The sequence below is a fragment of the Streptomyces sp. NPDC048197 genome, from assembly GCF_043202395.1.
GTDB lineage: Bacteria > Actinomycetota > Actinomycetes > Streptomycetales > Streptomycetaceae > Streptomyces > Streptomyces siderophoricus.
On the sequence record NZ_JBIDAJ010000010.1, the window covers coordinates 1 to 20,832 of the forward strand.

Annotated in this window: 15 protein-coding genes and 1 pseudogene; 6 read left to right on the top strand and 10 right to left on the bottom strand. The window is 74.1% G+C overall.

Annotated features, from left to right (window positions below; all coding sequences use genetic code 11):
- Window positions 1–217: 217 nt before the first annotated feature.
- Genes ACGF4C_RS15705 through ACGF4C_RS15720 form a run of 4 tightly spaced genes read right to left on the bottom strand, consistent with a single transcriptional unit; the run spans window position 218 to window position 5,848 of the window.
- Window positions 218–2,248: a dipeptide ABC transporter ATP-binding protein gene (locus ACGF4C_RS15705; RefSeq protein ID WP_393566617.1), complete on the bottom strand. Its 2,031-nt coding sequence runs from the start codon at window positions 2,246–2,248 to the stop codon at window positions 218–220.
- Window positions 2,245–3,150: an ABC transporter permease gene (locus ACGF4C_RS15710; protein WP_393566619.1), complete on the bottom strand. Its 906-nt coding sequence runs from the start codon at window positions 3,148–3,150 to the stop codon at window positions 2,245–2,247. The genes ACGF4C_RS15705 and ACGF4C_RS15710 overlap by 4 nt, the downstream gene beginning before the upstream one ends.
- Window positions 3,147–4,097, bottom strand: a complete 951-nt coding sequence (locus ACGF4C_RS15715; protein ID WP_393566621.1) for an ABC transporter permease — start codon at window positions 4,095–4,097, stop codon at window positions 3,147–3,149. The genes ACGF4C_RS15710 and ACGF4C_RS15715 overlap by 4 nt, the downstream gene beginning before the upstream one ends.
- Window positions 4,094–5,848, bottom strand: coding sequence for a peptide ABC transporter substrate-binding protein (locus ACGF4C_RS15720; protein WP_393566623.1), 1,755 nt, complete (start codon window positions 5,846–5,848; stop codon window positions 4,094–4,096). The genes ACGF4C_RS15715 and ACGF4C_RS15720 overlap by 4 nt, the downstream gene beginning before the upstream one ends.
- Window positions 5,849–6,177: 329 nt before the next feature.
- On the opposite strand from ACGF4C_RS15720, the gene ACGF4C_RS15725 reads away from it, so the two are divergent.
- On the top strand, window positions 6,178–7,374 hold the full coding sequence (locus ACGF4C_RS15725) for an ROK family protein (protein WP_393566624.1): 1,197 nt from the start codon (window positions 6,178–6,180) through the stop codon (window positions 7,372–7,374).
- A gap of 64 nt (window positions 7,375–7,438) precedes the next feature.
- Entirely contained in the window at window positions 7,439–8,962 is a 1,524-nt protein-coding gene (locus ACGF4C_RS15730) for a M81 family metallopeptidase (RefSeq protein WP_393566626.1), read from the top strand.
- 58 nt (window positions 8,963–9,020) lie between these two features.
- On the opposite strand, the gene ACGF4C_RS15735 is transcribed toward ACGF4C_RS15730, so the two are convergent.
- The 4 genes and pseudogenes from ACGF4C_RS15735 to ACGF4C_RS15750 all read right to left on the bottom strand — a co-directional run bounded on the left by ACGF4C_RS15735 (window position 9,021) and on the right by ACGF4C_RS15750 (window position 15,258).
- On the bottom strand, window positions 9,021–10,244 hold the full coding sequence (locus tag ACGF4C_RS15735) for an MFS transporter (RefSeq protein WP_393566925.1): 1,224 nt from the start codon (window positions 10,242–10,244) through the stop codon (window positions 9,021–9,023).
- 237 nt (window positions 10,245–10,481) lie between these two features.
- On the bottom strand, window positions 10,482–11,687 hold the full coding sequence (locus ACGF4C_RS15740; RefSeq protein WP_393566628.1) for an amidohydrolase family protein: 1,206 nt from the start codon (window positions 11,685–11,687) through the stop codon (window positions 10,482–10,484).
- Window positions 11,687–13,086 (bottom strand): annotated as a pseudogene (locus ACGF4C_RS15745) (glutamine synthetase family protein). The gene ACGF4C_RS15740 and the pseudogene ACGF4C_RS15745 overlap by 1 nt, the downstream one beginning before the upstream one ends.
- Window positions 13,087–13,194: 108 nt before the next feature.
- Entirely contained in the window at window positions 13,195–15,258 is a 2,064-nt protein-coding gene (locus ACGF4C_RS15750) for a SpoIIE family protein phosphatase (protein ID WP_393566630.1), read from the bottom strand.
- A gap of 206 nt (window positions 15,259–15,464) precedes the next feature.
- Between ACGF4C_RS15750 and ACGF4C_RS15755 the strand changes: the two genes are divergently transcribed.
- The 4 genes from ACGF4C_RS15755 (at window position 15,465) to ACGF4C_RS15770 (ending at window position 18,029) form a co-directional block, all read left to right on the top strand.
- Window positions 15,465–16,472, top strand: a complete 1,008-nt coding sequence (locus ACGF4C_RS15755) for a TetR family transcriptional regulator C-terminal domain-containing protein (RefSeq protein WP_393566631.1) — start codon at window positions 15,465–15,467, stop codon at window positions 16,470–16,472.
- On the top strand, window positions 16,403–16,813 hold the full coding sequence (locus tag ACGF4C_RS15760) for a thioesterase family protein (protein WP_393566927.1): 411 nt from the start codon (window positions 16,403–16,405) through the stop codon (window positions 16,811–16,813). The genes ACGF4C_RS15755 and ACGF4C_RS15760 overlap by 70 nt, the downstream gene beginning before the upstream one ends.
- Window positions 16,814–16,933: 120 nt before the next feature.
- Entirely contained in the window at window positions 16,934–17,266 is a 333-nt protein-coding gene (locus tag ACGF4C_RS15765; RefSeq protein ID WP_393566633.1) for a DUF427 domain-containing protein, read from the top strand.
- 154 nt (window positions 17,267–17,420) lie between these two features.
- A complete protein-coding gene (locus ACGF4C_RS15770; protein WP_393566928.1) occupies window positions 17,421–18,029 on the top strand; it encodes a DUF309 domain-containing protein in 609 nt (202 codons plus the stop codon).
- Here the strand turns inward: ACGF4C_RS15770 and ACGF4C_RS15775 are convergent.
- Both ACGF4C_RS15775 and ACGF4C_RS15780 read right to left on the bottom strand, forming a co-directional pair.
- Window positions 18,026–19,198 (bottom strand): D-alanyl-D-alanine carboxypeptidase family protein, encoded by a 1,173-nt coding sequence (locus ACGF4C_RS15775; protein WP_393566635.1) that lies wholly within the window; start codon window positions 19,196–19,198, stop codon window positions 18,026–18,028. The two genes, ACGF4C_RS15770 and ACGF4C_RS15775, sit on opposite strands and share 4 nt — an antisense overlap.
- A 209-nt stretch (window positions 19,199–19,407) precedes the next feature.
- Window positions 19,408–20,643, bottom strand: coding sequence for a cytochrome P450 (locus ACGF4C_RS15780; RefSeq protein ID WP_393566636.1), 1,236 nt, complete (start codon window positions 20,641–20,643; stop codon window positions 19,408–19,410).
- Window positions 20,644–20,832 lie beyond the last annotated feature (189 nt).

Below are 20,832 nucleotides of genomic sequence, written 5' to 3' on the forward strand. Positions count from 1 at the left end.
CGGGAGGGGACGGGCCGGAGGGGCCGGTGTTTGGGACGTAAAGCGTCAGCAGTCCCAAACACCGGCCCCGCAGGCCCGTCACCGCACCCACCACACACCCAGCCCGCCGCAGGCGCAACGGCCAGACGCCCCGCGGCGCCGCAGACAGCCACGTACGCGGCGCCGCAAAGCGCAACGGCGAGCAACCCCCACGGCGGGACAGACAGGTACGTGGGGATCACCCGCGAAGCGGAAAGTGGCAGGAGGCGGAGTGGGTCGGGGCTGCTTCCACCGTCGGGGGCGGTTCCGTTGCGCAGCGGTGTGTCGCGAAGACGCACCGGGTGCGGAACCGGCATCCCGAGGGCGGGGCCGCGGCCGACGGGGTTTCGCCGCCGAGGGGGCGGGAGGCGGGGTCGGGCGGGCGGACGGTGTCCAGGAGGCCGCGTGTGTAGGGGTGGAGCGGGCGGTCGAAGACCGCCTCCGCGGGGCCGGTCTCGACGAGTTTGCCGAGGTACATCACGCCGACCCGGTCCGCGACGTGCCGCACCACCGCCAGGTCGTGCGAGATGAAGAGGTAGCTCAGGCCCTTGTCCCGTTGCAGGGCGCGCATCAGGTTGAGGATCTGGGCCTGGACGGAGACGTCGAGCGCGGAGACCGGTTCGTCGGCGACCACGAGCGAGGGGGCGAGCGCGAGGGCGCGGGCCAGGCCGAGGCGCTGGCGCTGGCCGCCGGAGAATTCGTGCGGGTAGCGGTCGACGGCGCCGCGCGGCAGTCCGACGTCGTCGAGGAGTCCGGCGATCCGCCGCTGCCGGGCGGCCCGGTCGCCGATGCCCTGGATGACCAGGGGTTCGGTCAGTACGGCGCCGACCCGCATCCGGGGGTCCATGGCCGCGGCGGAGTCCTGGAACATCAGCTGGACCTCGCGCCGGTGGGCGCGCAGCTCGCGGCCCCGCAGCGTGGCCAGGTCCCGCCCGGCGACTTCGACGGTGCCGGTGCTGGGTGCCTCCAGGCCGACCGCCAGCCGGCCGAGGGTGGATTTGCCGCAGCCGGACTCGCCGACGATGCCGAAGGTCTCGCCGCGCCGGACGGTGAGCGAGATCCCGGCCACCGCGCTGATCTCGGCGGCGCCCCGGCGGGCGAACAGGCCGCCGTGCAGCGGGTAGCTCTTGGCGAGGTCGGTGAGGCGGAGCAGCGGTGCGTCGGTGCGGGCCGGCGCCTCGGCGGGGGCGGGGGCGGACGGGCGTATCGCGGGGACCGGGTCGGCGCCGGGGGCCGGGGCGGCCGGGTGGAAGCAGGCGAAGGCGTGTGCGGCGCGGTCGGCCGGCCGGCCGCCGTCGGGGCCGTCGCTGAGCTCCGGTTCCGCGGTGCGGCAGAGGTCGGTGGCGAAGCCGCAGCGGGGTGCGAAGCGGCAGCCGGTGGGGCGGGTGGTGAGGACCGGTGGGAGGCCGGGGACGGTGGCGAGCGGGCGGGTGGGGTCGGGGGCGCGTTCCGGGAGGGCGGCGAGGAGGGCCTGGGTGTAGCGGTGCCGCGGGGTGGTGAACAGCGGCCGTACGGGGGCGCGTTCGGCGATCCGGCCGGCGTACATCACCGCGACCCGGTCGACCCGGCGGGCGATCACCCCGAGGTCGTGGGTGACGAGGATCAGGGCCATGCCGAGCCGGGTGCGCAGTTCGTCGACGAGTTCCAGGATCTGGTGCTGGGTGGTGACGTCGAGGGCGGTGGTGGGCTCGTCGGCGATCAACAGGTCGGGTTCGCAGACCAGGGCCATGGCTGTCGCGACGCGCTGCCGCATGCCGCCGCTGAGCTGGTGCGGATGGTGGGCCATCCGCTCGGCGGGGCGGGGCAGGCCGACCAGGCCGAGCATCTCCTCGGCCTTGGCGCGGGCCTGGGCCCTGGTCAGCGGGGTGTGCAGGCGGAGCGGCTCGGCGACCTGGGCGCCGACGGTCATGGTGGGGTTGAGCGAGGTCAGCGGGTCCTGGAAGACCATGCCGATGGTGTGGCCGCGGACGCCCTGCAGGACGGGTTCGGGGGCGGCGGCCAGGTCCGTGCCGTGGAAGAGGATGCGTCCGCCGGTGATCCGGCCGCCGGCGGGGAGCAGTCCGAGGACGGCGCGGGCGGTGAGGGTCTTGCCGCAGCCGGACTCGCCGACCAGGCCGAGCGCTTCGCCGGGGGCGAGGTCGAGGTCGATGCCGTCGAGGGCGTGCACGGTCCGGTCGCGGGTGGCGATGTCGACGTGCAGGTCGTCGATGCGCAGCAGGGGTTCGGTCATCGGTGGCTGCCCCGTCCGGTGTCGAGCCGTACGTCGAAGGCGTCCCGCAGCCCGTCGCCGAGGAAGTTGAAGGCCGCCACGACCAGCACGATCGCGAGGCCCGGCGGGAAGATCAGCCACCAGTGGCCGACCTGGGTGTACGTGATGCCGGCGGAGAGCAGGGAGCCCCAGTCGGCGGCGGGCGGTGGCAGGGAGAGGCCGAGGAAGGAGAGGTAGGCGACGTAGAGGATGGCGTCGGCGATCTGGAAGGTGGCGTTGACGACGACGGTGCCCAGGGCGTTGGGCAGGATGTGCCGGAACACCGCCCGGCCCCCGCCGCCGCCCATCAGCCGCATGGCGTGGACGTAAGTACGGCTGCGCAGCGCCAGCGCCTCGCCGCGCAGCAGCCGGGCCGGGGAGAGCCAGGCGACGGAGGCGATGACGAGGATGAGGACGGGTTTGCCGGGGGTGACGAGGGTGGCGACCACGACGAGGAGGAAGAGCGCCGGGATGGCGAGCGCGGCGTCGGTGATCCGCATCAGCACGGCGTCCGCCCAGCCGCCGAAGTAGCCGGCGACCGCGCCGTAGACGGTGCCGAGGAGGGTGGCCAGCAGCCCGGCCGCGAGGCCCACCTCCAGGGAGGTGCGGCCGCCGTACATCAGCCGGCCGAGCAGGTCGTAGCCGAGGTCGGTGGTGCCGAGCGGGTGGCCGGCGCCGGGTGCGCGGTTGGCCTGGGTGAGGTCGGTGTGGATCTGGTCGGTGGGGTGGAGCAGCGGGCCGAGGAAGCAGAAGGCGAGCAGGGCCAGCAGGATCAGGGCGCCGGTCAGCGCGAGCTTGTTGCGGCGGAGGCCGGTCAGGGCGCGGCGGACCGGCCCGGGAGCGGCGGGCCCGGCGTCCGGCGGTGCGGGGGCGGTGGTGGTCACGGCACGCTCCTGATGCGCGGGTCGAGGACGGCGTAGGCGACGTCGGCGAGCAGGGAGCCGAGGACGGTGGCGACGCCCACGACGAGGGTCACGCCGAGCAGTACGGGGAAGTCCGAGCCCTGGGCCGCGTTCCAGAACAGCAGTCCCATGCCGGGGTAGTTGAACATGGACTCGACGACGAGGGTGCCGCTGAAGAGGGTCGGCAGGTAGAGGCCGAGGAGGGTGACCAGCGGGATGAGCGCATTGCGCAGCACGTGCCGGACCAGCACCCGGGCGCCGGACCCGCCCTTGGCGCGGGCGGTGCGGACGTAGTCCTCGCCGAGGTTGTCGAGGACCGCGGAGCGCAGATAGCGGCTGAAGGCGGCGACGATTCCCAGGGCCGTGGTCACGACCGGGAGGACCAGTCCGGCCGGCTCGGCGAGGATCCCGCCGACCGTGTCGGCCTGCGGCGCCTCGGCGGGCAGCAGGGGCAGCTGCTGGCTGAGGACCAGGACGAGGACGAGTCCGAGGAAGAAGACCGGGGTGGCGTAGGCGAGGAAGGCCAGGCCGGTCAGTACGTGGTCGGCGGCGCGGCCGCGGCGTACCGCCTGCAGGATGCCGAGCGGTACGGCCAGGACGGCGGCCAGCGCCAGCGACAGCCCGGCCAGCAGGGCGGTCTTCGGCAGCCGTTCGGCGAGCAGCGGGGCGACGCCCTGGTTGAGCTTGTAGGACTCCCCCAGGTCGCCGGTGAGCAGCCGGCCGAGGTACATCAGGTACTGCTGGGGCAGCGAACGGTCGTATCCCTGCTGGTGGTTGAAGTGCGCGACGGCCTGGGGCGTGGCCTGTACGCCGAGGATGGCGCGGGCCGGGCCGCCGGGGAGCAGGTGCAGCAGGACGAAGACGAGGACGGAGACCAGCAGCAGGACGACCAGGGCCTGGGCGAGGCGTTTGACCAGGAAGCGGGTCACCGGCCGGCACCGCCCTTCCTGACGTAGTACCAGTCCTGCGGGGCCAGCGACAGCGTGGGGTTCTGGTCGACGCCGCGCAGGTCGTTGCGGATGGCGGAGACCTGGTAGGCGGGGTTGGGGGTCCACAGCACCGGGAGGCGGCGGGCGACCTCGCGGCCGTAGGCGCGCAGTGCGGCGGGATCGTCGGAGTACTCGGTGGCCCGTATCAGCTCGTCGGTACGGGGGTCGGACCAACTGCCCATGTTGGACGGTGCGTTGCTGGCGAAGATCTTCTCCCCGCTGGGGTCGGGCGGGAAGTACCAGCTGCCCTGGGTGCCGAAGAAGCCGAGCTGCCAGGCGGAGCAGAGGGGGTCGGTGGTCCGGCAGGGGACGGTGGTGCCCAGGACCGTGTTCAGCGGCTGCTGCCGGACGTCGAGGGCGATGCCCGCCGTGCCGAATTCCGACTTGAGGACCTGCATGGTGTTGGAGGTCTCGGTCGAACCGGACTGCGAGAGCAGCGACAGCCGCAGCTCCCGCCCGCCCTCGATGCCCGCGCCGCACGCGCCGGCGCCGCGCCCGGGCCGTACGCAGCGCAGCACGCCGCCCCGGGCGGCCCAGCCGTGGTCCGCCAGCAGCGCCTTCGCCCGCTTCGGGTCGTAGGGGTACGGATCGGTGTCGAGCAGACCGGCCGGGACCGGGCCGAGGGTGGGGGCGGCGCTGCCGTGCCAGATCACCCGGGAGAGCGCCTTCTGGTCGATGAGGTGCTGGAGCGCCTGGCGCAGATAGGTCTGCCGCAGCAGGGGCCCGGCGGTGGGGTGGTGGTAATTGAGCACGATGTAGGTGATCGCCCAGCCCTCCCAGGGGTCGATGCGATAGCCCCTCTCCCGGAAGTTCGCCGACTGCGCCATGACGGAGGGCGGCAGGTAGCCGTAGTCGACGCCGCCGGCCCGCAGGACGTTGAATTCGGAGTCGGCGGTGGTGAAGGGTTTGAGGACCACCCGGTCGAGATGGGGTTTGTCCGGTCCGCTGTAGTGCGTGTTGGGGATCAGCTCCACCTGACCGGAGGTGGTCCACTTCGCTGTCCGCCAGGGTCCGTCGACGGTTTTCCACAGCGGGTCGGTGGCGAATGCGGAGAACTGCCGGGCGTGCCGCATCAACCGGGCGAAGGCCCGCCGGGGGTCCTCGTGGTGCGGGTTCCAGGCGTGTACGGGAAGGGCCACGAAGTCCTGGAGCTCGTTGGCGGTGAACCACGCCGGGTTGTAGGCGCGGTCCAGCCGGAGCCGGAAGGTGCGGTCGTCGAGGACCTCGAACGCCTTGACGTCGTCGGGCATCAGTTTCGGTGAATACCCGGCCCATTCCTGTTTGTTGGCCTTGATGAGGTCGAACCAGAATTTCACGTCGCGGGTGGTGACGGGGTGCCCGTCGGACCAGCGGTAGCCCTTTTTCAGGGTGATGCTGACGGTGCGGTTGCGGTCGCCGTAGCGGGGTTTTTCGGCGAGGCCGCGGGGTGATTCCAGGGTCAGCGCGTCGCCCTTCTTCTCGGGCAGGTAGAGCCGCAGGAACAGCAGGTCCTGGATGGCGCTGTTGTAGGAGGCCAGGTAGCCGGGGGCGCCGATGGGGAAGATCCAGTTGGGGGTGGAGGCGGGTGGCAGCGCCATGGTGGCGGTCCCGCCCTCGACGGGCACGCCGCCGGTGGGTCCCAGCTCGGTGACAACGTTGCCAGGCGGGCCGCAGCCGACCAGTGCGGCGGCACCGAGCAGGACGGCGACCACCAGGCGGCCGGCTCGGCCAGCTGGACCAACTCGCTTGTGGAGACCGGGAGTTCGTGTCCTGCGCAGGCCCATACTGCCTCCGGGAGGTCGGGCCGGTGGAAGGGTGCGAGCAACGTACGGACGGCCGTGAAAAGAAGTCAAGACCCTGGCGGAACCGGGCCGACTGCGCTCTACTGTCGGCGAGTTGGGGCGGAGGGTAGCTGCGGTGACGAAGGAAGTCCGGCGAAGGAAGTCCGCCGGAGGAAGCAGGAAGTCCGGAGCCCGCACGAAACCCGCTCCGACCGCCGGCCGCTCCCCTTGCCCCGACCGCCCCGCGAAAGGCGCGTGCCATGCCCCTCCCCGACGAGCCGCCCGGTTCCGCCACGCATGTCCTCGCGCTCGTCGCGAACGGCTCCGCCACCTCCCGCGCGGACCTCGTCCGCGAGCTCGGGCTCGCCGCGTCCACCGTGTCCGCCCGGGTCCAGGAACTGGTCGAGGCCGGGCTGCTGACCGAATCCGGTGCGGGGGCCTCGCGTGGCGGCCGGCGGCCACGGCTGCTGCGGGTCGCCGGGCAGGGCGCGGTGGCGCTCGCCGCCGACCTGGGCAGCCACCACATCCGTACCGGTGCGGTGGGCCAGGCCGGCGACGTCTTCGACGCCGAAGACCACCCGGCCGATCCGACCACCGGTCCCGGGCCCGCCCTGGACGCCCTCGCCGAGCGGCTGGGCGCGCTGGCCGAGCGGCAGCGGGCGGCCGGGCGGACGGTCCGCGGCGTCGGCATCGGCTTCCCCGGCCCGGTCGACGCCGACGGCGCAAGGGTCGTCGCCCCGTCCCGGATGCCCGGCTGGCACCTGTTCCCGCTCCGCGACCGGCTGGCCGACCGCCTCGGGCTGCCGGTGCTGCTCGACAACGACGCCAACATGATGGCGCTCGGCGAACACCGCGCCGCCCTCCCCGCCCGGCGCCATCTCGTCGTCGTCAAGGCCGGCCGCGGCATCGGCTCGGGTGTCATCAGCGACGGCCGGCTGCACCGCGGGGCGCACGGTGCGGCCGGCGACATCAGTCACGTCCGGGTGGACGAGTCCGCCCAACTCCCTTGTTCGTGCGGCAACATCGGCTGTCTGGAGACGGTGGCGAGCGGCGCCGCGATCGCCGCCGCGCTGCGCGGGCGGGGCATCGCCGCACAGTCCGCCGCCGACATCCTGCGGCTGGTCGAGCACGGCGACGCGCAGGCCACCACCCTTGTGCGGCAGGCCGGCCGGGACATCGGTGCGGTGCTCGCGGTCGTCGTGAACTTCTTCAACCCCGAGGCGGTGGTCCTCGGTGGCGCGCTGGCCGGTGCCCAGCCGCTGGTCGCCGCGGTGCGCGGGATGCTCTACGAGCGCTGTCTGCCGATGGCCACCGGCGAACTCACCATCGACGCCGCGGTCTGCGGCCGGGACGCGGGACTGCTGGGCGCCGGCCACGCCGTACTGAGCGGCATCCCGCCCACCGTGCCACACCCTCAGCCGGGCCCCGGCAGCCCGGGAGCGACACCCGCCCCGTAGCAACGCCACCGGCGGACCCCCAACGCCCCGCCGCGGACCCCGCCACCCAGGGAAGTGAGCCCGTATGGCCCCAGCGACGACCGGCCGCCCGCTGCGCATCGGCATCGGCGGGATGGCCATCGAGTCCAGCCAGTTCTGTCCGCACCGCTCGACGTACGAGGACTTCCGCGTCACCCGGGGTCGCGACCTGCTGGACCGCTACACCTGGACCCGGCCGGACGGGGACCTCTCCGGGGCGGTCGAGTGGGTCCCGCTGGTGCATGCCGTCGCGGTGCCCGGCGGTCCGGTCGAGCGCGCCACCTACGACCGCATCCGGTCCGAACTGACCGGCCGCATAAGGGAGTCCGGCCCGCTGGACGGTCTGGTCCACGACATCCACGGTGCGATGAGCGTCGTCGGGCTGGACGACGCCGAGGCCGAACTGACCGCGGCGGTACGCGCGGCGACCGGCCCCGCCACCCTGATCTCGGCCGCCATGGACCTGCACGGCAACGTCTCGCGCCGTTTCGCCGAGCACCTCGATCTGCTGACCGCGCACCGGATGGCGCCGCATGAGGACGCCTGGGAAACCCGGGAGCGGGCGGCCCGCAACCTCGTCGCGCGACTGGTCTCCGGCAAGGGCCGCCCGCACCGGGCCTGGGTGCAGATCCCGGTGCTCCTCCCGGGCGAGAAGACCAGCACCCGCCTCGAACCGGCCGCGTCGCTCTACGGCCGGCTGGCGACCGTCGAGGCACTCGACGGGATCGTCGACGCGGCGCTCTGGGTCGGGTACGCCTGGGCCGACGAGGAACGCTGCCGGGCCGCGGTGGTGGTCACCGCCGACGATCCCGGGCTCGCCCTCGACCAGGCCGGGGCGCTGGCCCGCGCGTACTGGGACGCCCGCCGGGACTTCACCTTCGTCGGCCCGACCGGCGACGCCGACGACTGCATCGCCCGTGCGGTGGCCTCGTCCGCCCGGCCGTTCCTGATCAGTGATTCGGGCGACAACCCCACCGCGGGCGGGGCCGGCGACCTCGCGTACATGCTCGGCCGGCTGCTGGCGCACGAGGACCTGGCGAGCGGCCGGCGCACCGCGCTGCACCCGGGCCTCACCGATCCGGCGGCGGTCGCCGCGTGCTTCGCCGCCGGGCCGGGCGCCGAGGTGACCCTGCGCGTCGGCGGCTGCTTCAGCGCGGGCACCGGCCCGCACGCCGCCCCGTACGAACTGACCGGCAGGGTCACGGCGTTGGAGGACCCGGGAGCCGCCTCGGGCGTGCCGCGCCGCAATCCGGCGTACGACGGTGGCGGCCGGCGCGCGGCGGTCACCCGGGGCGGGGTGACGGTGATCCTGACCGAGCGGCGCACTCCGTTCCACACCCGTGCCGACTTCGGTTCGCTGGACCCGCTCGACCACGACCTGGTGGTCGTCAAGATCGGCTATCTGGAACCGGAGTTGTACGCCATGGCCGCCGACTGGCTCCTCGCCCTCACTCCCGGGGGCGTCGACCAGGACCTCCTCCGCCTCGGCCACCACAAGATCCGCCGCCCCTTGTACCCGTTCGACGACGAGGGCTTCGACGACCCGGATCTGACCCCGCAGTTGCTGTAGGCCCGGGGACGACAAGGGCGGTAGGTCCAGGGGCGGAGCGCGCTGATCGCGCTCCCGGCTAGGGCTGCGGGTCGCGTGCGTCGTACCTCGCGAAGGCGCGGCGGCCGAGGCCGAGGGCGGTGACGGTCAGGATGCAGGCCAGGCCGCCGCCGATGACGGCGGTGGCCGGGGAGGTCAGGTCGGAGGCCGAGCCGGCGAGGAAGTCGCCGAGGCGGGGGCCGCCGGCGACGACGACGATGAAGACGCCCTGGAGGCGGCCGCGCATCGCGTCCGGGGTGGCGGCCTGGAGCATGGTGCTGCGGAAGACCATCGAGACGGTGTCGGCGCAGCCGGCCACGGCGAGGAAGAACAGGCCGAGCCACAGGTTCCGGGAGAGTCCGAAGCAGGCGATGGCCGCGCCCCAGGCGGCGACCGCGAGCAGGATGGCCAGGCCGTGCCGGCGGATGCCGCCGAGCCAGCCGGAGAACAGTCCGCCGAGGACGGCGCCGACCGCGGGCGCGGCGACGAGCAGGCCGACGGTCTTGGCGTCGCCGGCGAACCAGAGCACCGCGACCGCGGGGAACAGCGCGCGCGGCTGGGCCAGCACCATGGCCGCCAGGTCGGAGAAGAACGTCATCCGCAGGTTGGGGCGGGTGGCGAGGAAGCGCAGGCCGTCGAGGACGGAGGCGCGGCGCCGCGGGCCGTCGCCCTGGTCGGGGCGCATGGACGGCAGGCGCCACATCGCGTAGAGCGCGCCGCTGAAGGCCACCACGTCGATCAGGTACGCGGCCTGGTAGCCCCACAGGCCGACGATGACGCCGCCCAGCATGGGGCCGCCCATCAGACCGAGGTTGCTGGTCAGGGAGTTGAGGGCGTTGGCGGCCGGCAGCTGTTCGGTGGGCAGCAGCCGGGGGATCATCGAGGTGCGGGCCGGGGAGTTCATCGCGAAGCAGACCGCCTGGAGGGCGACCACGGTGTAGAGCAGCCAGACCCGGTGGTATCCGGCGAGCGCGGCGGTGGCCAGGGTGAGGGACATCGCGGTGGCGCCGGCGGCGCTGTACAGGCCGAGTTTGCGGCGGTCCACGGTGTCGGCGATGGCGCCGCCGTACAGGCCGAAGACGACCAGCGGGACGAGCGAGCACAGGCCCACCAGTCCGACCGAGAAGGTGGACCGGGTGATGGCGTACACCTGCAGCGAGACCGCGAGGGCGGTCATCTGCTGGCCCATCCAGGAGATGGTGTTGCCGCACCACAGGCGGCGGTAGTCGGGCGAGGTGCGCAGCGGGGTCAGGTCGGCGAATATGCGGGAATGCCAGGGTGTTCCGCCCTTGTCCGGACGGGCGCCGGTGGTCCGCCCGGTGGTCTGCCCGGGCGTCCCGCCGGAGGTCTCGTCGGACGTCTCGTCCGAGGTCGTTGTATCGGCCACGCGGCGCAGTAAAGCATGAGCATGACGGCGGAACGACGGCAGGGCGGGAAGAGGCGCCCGGGCCGTGCGCCCCTTACGCGTCCCGCCCCGCCCGTCCCGGGACGGCCCCGGCCCCTACTCGTTCCGCCGGCCCCGCTCCCGCGCCCGGCCCGCCGCGCCCAGGCCGTACACCCGGCGGGCGTTCTCCGCGGCGAGCAGGGCGCCCACGCGGTGGGCGTCGTCCGCCGACCATGCGCCGCTCGCCGTCCAGGCGCCGAGCACCTCCGCCAGTGCGGTGCGGAACAGTGCGCTGCCCACGACGTAGAGCTCGGGCAGGCCGTAGGCGTCGGTGGAGAAGAGCAGTTTGCCGAAGGGGGCGAGTTCGAGGAATTCGGCGAGGACGGCGGTGGCGCGGGGGCCGGTGTGGCTGAGGGTGAGTCCGACGTCGGCGTAGACGTGGGGGAAGACGCTCGCCAGGTAGGCGGCCTGCCGGTGGTACGGGTAGCAGTGCAGGAGGACGAGGTCCGTGCCGGTGCCGGCGGTGGCGCGGACGAGGTCGGTGAGGAGGGCCGGGTCGGCGTGGTCGAGCCGGAGGTCGGGGTCGCCGAAGCCGGTGTGGATCTGGAGCGGGCGGCCGGTGGCGACGGCCAGGGCGACGAGGTGGCGGAGCAGGACCGGGTCGGTGAGGCGGCCGGCGCCGGCGGCCAGCCAGGTGCGGGCGGCGGTGTGCACCGCGCCGGCCGTGGGGAATTCGGGGGCGAGCGCGAGTCCGTGGCGGTAGGCGGCGACGGTCTTGAAGGCGACGGCGGTGCGGGCGGCCTCCTGGACGGCGCGGGTCAGGGCGTCGGTGAACTCCTCGGCGTCGGCGGCCGCACCCCCGTCACCGCCCCCGTCGGCCGGCACGGCGGCGGTGCGTTCGGCGAGGGTTTCCAGCCGTACGACCTCGTGGCCGGTGCCGCCGCCGGCCGCGGCCGTCCCGTCCGGGCCGGTCAGGTCGCCGGGCAGTCCGGTGTCGACGAGGTAGGCGCCGATGCCGGTGGCGCCGAGCAGCCGCCGGCGGGTTTCGTCGGGGCCCAGTTCGCGGCGGCGGGCGAGGTAGTGCTCGGGCGGGCAGTGTGCGGGCAGGTCGAGCAGCGGCGGGCACCAGCGGCGGACCGCGAAGCCGGCCTGGGTGTCGAAGTGGCTGGTGCCCGCCGCGGGCGGCCGGTCCGATTCGGTGAGGTACGAGGCGAACGTCGCCGCGTCGGGCTCGTGGCGCAGTACGCCGTGGCAGTGGTGGTCCACCAGCGGCGGCAGGCCGTCGTCGAAGCGGGGGCCGCCTGCCCGGGTGCCGGCGGGCATCACCAGCGCCAGCGGGTGGCGGCGGCGATCTCCTCGTCGGTGCTCTCGGCGAACTGCGCCTCCTCGGCGCGCCGGACGGCGAGGACGGCGCCGTGCAGGACCTTGCCCAGGGCCTCGTGGAGCGGTGCGGACTTCTCCAGCCGGTCGGTGGCCTCGGTGAGGGTGGCGGGGAGGCGGACGATGCCGCGGCGGGCGCGTTCGCGGACGCCGAGGACGCCGGGGTCGCCGCGCTGCGGTTCCGGGAGGGAGGCCCGGGACTCGATGCCGTGCAGTCCGGCGGCGATCACCGCGCCGACCGCGAGGTAGGGGTTGGCGGCGGCGTCGAAGGTCTTGACCTCGGCGTGGCCGCCGTCGGGGTCGTCGGGCGCGCCGGTGACGAGCCGCAGGGCGGCCTCGCGGTTCTCGACGCCCCAGCACTGGTAGACGCCGGCCCAGCGGGAGGGCTGGAGCCGGAGGTAGCTGGCGGGGGACGGGCAGCCGATGGCGAGCAGGGCGGGCAGGGTGCCGAGGATGCCGGCGAGGAAGGCGTCGGCGTCCGGGGCGAGGCCGTGTGCGGTGTCGGGGGTGCGGTGCAGGCTGCGGCCGTCGCGGTAGAGGCCGAGGTGGAGGTGGCAGCCGTTGCCGACCTGGCCGGCGACGAACGAGGGGGCGAAGGAGGCGCGCAGGCCGTGCCGGGCGGAGACCGCGCGGACGGTCTCGCGGACCAGGACGACGTCGTCGGCGGCGCGCACCGGGTCGCCGGGTGCGGTGGTGAGCTCGAACTGGCCGGGTGCGTATTCGGGGTGGAGCTGGAGGACGTCGATTCCCTGGACGGTCAGGGCCTCGGTGACGTCGCGGAGGTAGTCGGAGAGTTCGACGACGCGGGTCATGCCGTAGGCGGGGCCGGCGCAGGGGTAGTCGAGGGGGGCGGAGGTGTCGGTGGTGCCGGGGTGGTGGCTTTCGGGGGCTCGGGTGACCACCCACTCGGTTTCGAAGCCCATCCGCACCTCGAGGCCGGCGGCGGTGGCGCGTTCGGTCATCCGCCGGGCGAACTGCCGCTGGCAGGCCGGGTGCGGCCGGCCGAGCTGGTCGTAGCGGTCGGCCGGGGCCCAGGCCCAGCCGGGCTGGGCGGCGAGGACGGTGACGCGGTCCAGGTCGGGGAAAAGCCGCAGGTCGCCGTCGGGTCCGCCGAGGTCGTCGGATTCGGTGATGGTGTCGTCGGAGGTGAAGACGTCGAAGACCGGTGACATGCCGACGCCGCGGGCGGCGGTGTCCGCGAGCCGCTGCGCCGGTCGGTCTTGACGCGGGCGATGCCCGCGTTGTCCACCCAGGTCAGCGCGATGTTGCGGACGCCTTCGGCTTCCAGGCGTGCCGTCAACTGCCGGGCTTCCTCGCGCTGTTCCCCAGCCCGCGATGTCATAGAGCCGTCCTCACTCGACCGTGCCGATCGCTCGGCGACCGTTCCCCCGTCGGTTGCCGGGGCGGCCGGTCGCTCCCCCAGCAACGCTGGGAGGGACCCCCGTCCCGGTCAGGGGCAGTTGAACTCGCACCATACGCACTTTCCGCCGCCGCGCGGTTCCACACCCCAGACATCGGCCAGCCGGTCGACGAGGAGCAGGCCGCGGCCGGAGACGCCGGCCTCGCCCGGTTCGCGGCGGCGTGGCAGGCTGCTGGACCGGTCCTCGACCTCCAGGCGCAGCCGGCGTCCGACGCTGTGCGGCATCCGGATGTTGACCACGGCCTCGCCGTCGGTGTGCAGCAGTGCGTTGGTGATCAGTTCGTCGGCGACCAGCTCGATCTCCTCGGCGCGTTCGGCCGCTCCCCAGGCGCGGACCGCGGCCCGGATCATGTGCCGGGCGGCGGACAGGCCGTCGGGGTCGGCGGGGGCGATGTGCTGCCGGAACCGTCCGACGGTGTCGTGTTCGGGGGCGCCCAGCCGGCGCAGCAGGAGCAGCGCCATGTCGTCCTCGTTGGTGCGCACGCCGGCGGATTCGCAGAGGTGGTCGGCGAGTTGCTGGACGTCCTGCGGGCCGTCGCGGATCTCCCGGGCGAGGTGGCGCATGCCGTCGTCGAGGTCGGTGCCGGGCTTTTCGACGATGCCGTCGGTGCACAGCACGAGGGTGTCGCCGGCGGCGAGCTGGACGGTGGTGACGGGGTAGTCCAGGCGCCGGAATTCGGAGGAGATGCCGAGCGGCAGTCCGCCGGCCACCGGCAGCAGCCGGCAGATGCCCTCGGCGTGCCGCAGCAGGGGGTCGATGTGGCCGGCGCGGACGATCCTGGCGGCGCCGGTGCTCAGGTCGGCGTCGACGTAGGTGCAGGTGGCGAAGCGGTCGGTGTCGAGTTCGTTGAGGAAGGCGGAGGCGCGGCCCATGACGGTGGCGGGGGCGTGTCCTTCGGCGGCGTAGGCGCGCAGCACGATCCGCAGCTGGCCCATGAGGGCGGCGGCCTGGGTGTCGTGGCCCTGGACGTCGCCGATCACGGCGGCGACCCGGCCGTTGGGCAGCGGGATCACGTCGTACCAGTCGCCGCCGATGTCGCGGCCCATCCGGGCGGAGCGGTAGCGGACGGCGATCTGGGCGTCGGGCACGCCGGGGATCCGGCGCGGCAGCATGGCCTGCTGGAGGCCGGCGGCGAGGTCGTGTTCCTGGTCGTAGAGCATGGCCCGGGCCAGGCTTTGGGCGATGCTGCTGCCGAGGGCGACCAGGACGTTGCGTTCCTGGTCGCGGAAGTCGCTCTCGCGCTCGAAGAACAGGCCGATGACGCCGATGGGGCGGCCCTGGGCGATCAGCGGGAGGTAGGCCGCGGAGTTGACGTTGAGGGGTTCGATGGCGGGCCAGAGCCGGGGGTACCGGCGTTTGAACTCGTCGCGGCTGCGGACGTAGCGCGGGGTGAGGGTGCGTACGACCTCGCTCATCGGGAATTCGTCGCCGACCCGGGTGTATTCCAGGTCGGGGATGTAGCTGCCCGCCCTGCCCTCGGAGACCAGCCGGATCCGGCCGGCTTCGACGAGGCCGAGGATGATGTTCTCCGCACCGAGCCGGCTGAGTCCTTCCTCGCCGGCGAGGACGGCGATGACCTCGCCGACGGTCCGGGCGTGGGCCAGGGCGGCGGTGGTGCGTTCGACGACGCTGGTGTGCCGGCGGCGCTCCTCGTCGACGGCGAGCCGCTCGGCCGCGTGGGTGTATTCGTGGCTGGCGTCGCGGACCACGCCGATGATGCGGCGGGGGCGGCCGGTGTCGTCCCGGCGGATGCTGCCCTGGCTGTGGGTCCAGCGCAGTTCGCCGTTGCGGAGGCGGACCCGGAAGTAGGCACCGTAGGAGTCGCTGCCGTCCTTGAGCGCGCGGGCGACCAGGGCGTCCAGGCGGGCGGCCTCGTGGCCGGGGACGCGGGCGTTGAGCGTCTCCGGGCGGTCGTCGTACTCGGACGGGCGCATGTCGAAGACCTCAAGGGCGGGCGGGTCCATGTGCATCAGCCCGCTGTCGAGGTCCCAGTCGAAGCCGCCCATGCCGTTGAGGGCCAGGGTCAGGTCCGGGTGGGCGGGCCAGTCGTCCGGCACCGACACGGTGGGGCGCTTCGCTCCCCGGTCAGCCATGTCGTCACTTTGCCACATTCACCCGGTTCACGGCGCGTCCAGCCCTTTTTTCCGTCCGCGGCCGGCATCAGCCGCCCCACTACTGACTCCCGCATCAGCTATCTCATCACTCCGACCGCAACAGTGGCCGTGAAATGCACATTTTCGTTCCACCCCACCCCCCGACCATTGCGATGTTCTCAACACTCCTGTTACGGTCCCGGACCATGGATGACGCCCGTGGGGGCTTGGACCCCGAGGACGCCACGGACCGGATCACCAATGCCGCCGGGGCGGTCACCGACCGTGTCCGGGAGGTGATCGGGCGGCTCGGCGTCAGCCACCGGGAGTTCGCCCGCCGGATCGTGATGGACCCGTCGAAGCTGTCCCGGTCGCTGGGCGGCACCCGGCGCTTCACGCTCGCCGAGATCGTGCGGATCGCCGACCTCGGCGGGGTCGACACCGGCTGGCTGCTCGGCGCGCCGGAGCGGCCCGCCCCGGCGGCGGAGCGGGCGCCGGCGGCCGTACCCGAGGGCGGCCGGCCGCTGCAGATCGTCCGGGAGACCGTCCGACTGATCGCCGAGCACGGCTTCCACGGCGTACGGGTCGCCGACATCGCGGCCGCCTGCGGCACCAGCCCGGCCGCCGTGCACTACCACTTCCCGGGCCGTGACGAGCTGCTGGAGGCGGCCGTGCGGTGGTGCATGGACGAGGACACCGAGCGCCGGGCCGCGGGCCTGGCGGCGGCTCCGGACGCCCGTGCGGAGCTGTTGCACCTGATCGCACTGCAGACCCCGCGCACCGGGCAGCAGCGCCGCCAGTGGCTGGTCCGGCTCGACCTGTGGGCGCAGGCGGCCCGCTCCACCGCCGTGGGGCGGCTGCACGAGCACCACTACCGGCAGTGGCGCACCACGGTCGCCGACGTGCTGCGGCGCGGTGTCACCCAGGGCGTCTTCCGTCCGGTCGATCCGGAGTTCACCGCGCTGCGGCTGACCGCCCTGATCGACGGTCTGGCCACGCAGGTGCTGGCCACCGCGCCGGACAGCACCGGCCCGGACACCATGCACGCCGCTCTCCTGGCCTTCGTGGAGAGCGAACTGACCCTCCCCCAGGGCCCCGGCAGCCTTGGGCACTCCTCTTCCGGCAGACCGCCCGGGACGACTGGATCGACCACAACGGCCACCTCGGCGAGGCGTACTACGTCCTGGTCTTCGGCTTCGCCACGGACGCCCTGACGGACGCGTCCGGTCTCGACGCGGCCTACCAGGAGCGCACCGGCTGCTCCCTGTACACGGTCGAGGCCCATGTGCGCCATCTGCGGGAGGTCGCCTGCGGACGTGAACTCACCGTCCGTACGGCCGTGTTGGGCGTGGACGGCAGGAAACTGCGGCTGCTGCACGAGATGTTCGCGGGCGGGCCGGCCGGCGGGCCGGTGGCGACGGAGGAGCTGTTCCTGCTGCACGTCGACCGGTCCGGCGGCCGGGCGGCACCGCTGCCCGACACGACCCGCGAGCGGCTGGCCGCGCTCGTCGCGCCGGCGCCTGAGTGGGCGGGGCACGGGATCCGGGAGGTGTAGCGAAGCGTGCCGGGGGCCGGCCGCACGGCCCTGGTGCGATCCTGGACGGTACGGGAGCCCGCACCCGTGCGGGCGGACCCGTACCACTTCCCGTGCAGGCCTTACGAAGGAGAGCCGGTCATGAGCGTCACCCGCGGCCACCGCATCGACGTCACCCAGGGCACCGACCACGTCCGCGTGGAGATCGCCGGCCGGCTGGTCGCCGAGAGCCACCGGCCCCTGCTGCTCACCGAGACGGGCTGTCCGGTGCGGTACTACCTCCCGCCCGAGGACGTCCGGACGGACCTGCTCACGCCGTCCGATACGCACACGGTCTGCCCCTTCAAGGGCACCGCCTCCTACTGGTCGCTCGCCGACGGCCCCGAGGACGTCGCCTGGGCCTACCCGGAGCCGCACGCCGAGGTGGCACAGATCAAGGACCATCTGTGCTTCTACGCGGCCGAGGCGGTCTGACGCCCGCGGACCGTACCCCGCCACGACGCGCCGGGGCCGCCCGGCGCACAATCGAAGCGTGAACGACACCCATGACGAGGGCGGCGACCCGGCGTGCTGGCTGGACCGGGTGTGCGACGCCTGCGGCCGGATCCGCGAACGGCCCGGCAGTGACGTGTGCGAGCACTGCGGCGCCGGTGCCGACGGGCCGGCCGAGGAGAGCCGGGCGGATCCGCCTGCCGCTTCCGGGGCCGGCGAGGCCCGCCGCCGGGACCGGGACGAGGAAGGCCGGGCCCGGAACGCCCGGCCGCGGGACGGTCTGGGCCGGCCGCTGCCGTACGGCGCGCCGGGCGTGGCCCGCCAGCCCGAGGGGGTGACGCGGACGCCCGCGGAGACCCTGACCGAGGCGCAGCGGCTGCTGGACGCCGGGATGCCGTTCCACGCCCACGAGGTCCTGGAGGATGCCTGGAAGGCCGCGCCGGAGACGGAGCGCGAGCTGTGGCGCGGGCTCGCCCAGCTCGCGGTGGGCCTCACCCATGCGGCGCGCGGCAACGCCGTGGGCGGTACCGCCCTGCTCGACCGGGGAGCGGCGGCCCTCGCGCCGTACGCGGCGGCCGCCCCCCACGGGATCGACGTCGCGGGCCTGCTGTCCTGGGCGGCCGAGCTGACCGGCCGGCTGGCCGACGGGCCGGCCGCCGGGGACGGGGCGGCCGGCCCGGGGCCCGTGTCGGCGGCGAAGGCCGCGCCCCGGCTGCTGGCCGGCGGAGGGCAGGCCGGGGTCTAGGGCCCGGCTACCCGGGCCCCGCCGCCGGGGACCGGCCTGCGCCGCCACCGGGCGAGCCGGGCGCCCGGTCCGGTCGTCGCGAGGCCGGCGACGCCCGCCCCGAGGACGAGGGCGAAGGAGGCGGGGGAAGCGTCGCGGCTTCCGGGGCCGGTGGCCCGGGCGGGCACCGGGTGCAGCGGTGCGGTGCCGTGCGAGGCGGCGCGGACGGCGTGCAGGGTGCCCACCGGGTGGCTGCTGCCCTCCGTGCGGAAGCCCCAGTCCAGCAGCGAACCGGCTTCCTTGTAGACGCCGTTGGCCACCTGGGCCTGCGGATTGAGGACGGTGACCAGCAGGGTGCGGCCGTTCCGGCGGGCGGCGGCGACCAGGGTGTTGCCGGCCTTGCTGGTGTAGCCGTTCTTGACGCCGATGATGCCGGGGTAGCGGGCCACGCCGTGCGAGCCGGACAGCAGGCGGTTGGTGTTCTCGATCGGGATGGTGCCGCCGGTGCCGGGGAACGTGGCGCGGGCGGTGCCGCAGTAGCGGGCGAAGTCGTCGTTGGCCAGTCCGGCGCGGGCGAAGACGGTCAGGTCGTACGCGGAGGACACCTGGCCGGGCGCGTCGTAGCCGTCGGGGGACTTGACGGTGGTGTCGTGCGCGCCGAGTTTCCGGGCGGTCTGCTGCATCTCGCGGGCGGTGGCCTGCCAGCCGCCGTTCATCGCGGCCAGGACGTGCACCGCGTCGTTGCCGGAGCGCAGGAAGACCCCGCGCCACAGGTCGGCCACGGTGTAGCGGCGGCCCTGCTGGATGCCGACGACGCTGCTGCCGGCGCCGACGCCGGCGAGGTCGGCGGAGCTGACCCGGCGGACCGTGCTCGACCGGAACTTCGGCAGGACGGTGACCGCGAACAGCGTCTTGAGGGTGCTGGCCGGGGCGAGTTTGCGGTGCGGGTCCTTGGCGGCCAGCACGGCGCCGGTCTCCGCGTCGGCCACCATCCACGACAGCGCGGACAGCCCGCCGGGCAGCTGCGGTGTGCCGGGGTCGGTGACGGCCCGCACCCCGGTCGCGGCCCCGGCGGGCTGACGGTACGTCGGCCCCTTCGCCGCGGTCGGTATGCAGGTCAGCGCGACACCGGCGGCGGCGAGCAGGGCCAGTGCGGCTGCCTTCTTCGGTACATGTGCGTCACATGCCATGCCGTCACGCTACGGAGCGCGGCGGCGGTGCGCAGCGCAGTTGAGCCAGTCGGGCCATCGCGGCGTGGCGCGGGCCGGGCGGGTCGCATCTGCAACAGCTGCAAAGGAAGGCCCGCCCGGTGCGACGGGGGATGCACACCGGGCGGGCTCAAGAACCTTTCTACCGCATCGGCGAACGGTTACGCCTCAAAAACGTGTTCGTTTCTCGATTACCAGGCGACGGGCAGCGAAATCAGGCCACGCGAACGCAGGGCCGGACGGTGCCGCAGATCCCCTCGCGGGACGGCAAGTCGCAGCTCGGGGAAGCGGGCGAGCAGCGCCTCCAGTGCGGTGACGGTCTCCATCCGGGCGAGCGGCGCACCGAGGCAGTAGTGGATGCCGTGGCCCAGCGCGAGGTGCCCGGAGAGCTCCCGGCCCCGGTCCAGCCGGTCCGGGTCGGGGAACCGGGCCGGGTCGCGGTTCGCGGACGCGATCGCCAGCAGCACGCTCTGGCCCGCCGGGATCCGCACCCCGCCGATCTCCACGTCCTCCTTGGGGAACCGGCGGATGGCGATCGGGGACGGTCCGTCGTACCGGAGGAACTCCTCGACGGCGGCTGGCAGTTCGGCCGGATTCCGCTGCAACTCCTGAAGCTGTTCGGGGTGGTCGAGCAGGGTGAGCACGGCGTTGCCGATGAGGTGGACGGTGTTCTCGTACCCGGCGAAGAGGATGAGGAAGGCGAGCGAGGTCAGCTCGTCCTCGGTGAGCCGGTCGCCGCCGCCGGCGCCGCCGCTGCCGTCCGTGTCGTCCCGGACCGCGACCAGGTCGGAGAGCAAATCGTCGCCCGGTGCGGCGCGCTTCGCGGCGATCAGCCCGGTGTAGAACTCCAGCATCGCGCCGATCGCCTGCCGCATCAGCTCCGGCCGGGTCGGGTCCGGGGTGATCAGCGCGTCGGACCAGGCCAGGAAGTCCCGGCGGTCCTGGTGCGGGACGCCGAGCAGATCGCAGATCACGGTGATGGGCAGCGGCCCCGCGTAGTCGGCGATCAGGTCCGCCGGGCCGCCGCGCCGCTCCATCGCGTCCAGCAGTTCCTCCGCGACCCGCCGTACGGGCGCCCGCAGCGCGTCCACCCGGCCGGGGGTGAACGCCTTGCCGACCAGGCGGCGGATGCGGGTGTGGTCCGGCGGGTCCATGTTGAGGAGGTTGGCGTCGAGGGCGGGCGGCAGGGCGAAGCCGCGGAAGCCGCCGGGCGCCGCGTGCCGCTTGTCCAGGGACAGCCGCGGGTCGGCGAGGGCCCGGCGGACGTCGTCGTAGCGGGTGACCAGCCAGGCGGGCTGCCCGTCGGCCCCGGTGATCCGGTGCACCGGTCCGGCCTCGCGCAGAGCGGCGTAGGCGGTGTGCGGGTCGTCGAGCAGGGGCGCGGTGTCGATGGGCGCGTCGGGGGCGGTCTCGGCGGTGTTCTGCATGATCCGACTGTAGGGCGCTCGCGGCGGGCCACCTGCTGCCGTGCGCCATCCGACGGCACCGGCGTGACCACGGGCCCGATTGGCCGAGCGGTGCCGCGCGCGAACCCGCGCGCGGGCGGACGAACGGGCAGCGGCACCGGTCCGCTCGGACCGGTGCCGCCTCCTTCGTGCCGGGCGGCCCGGACCCCC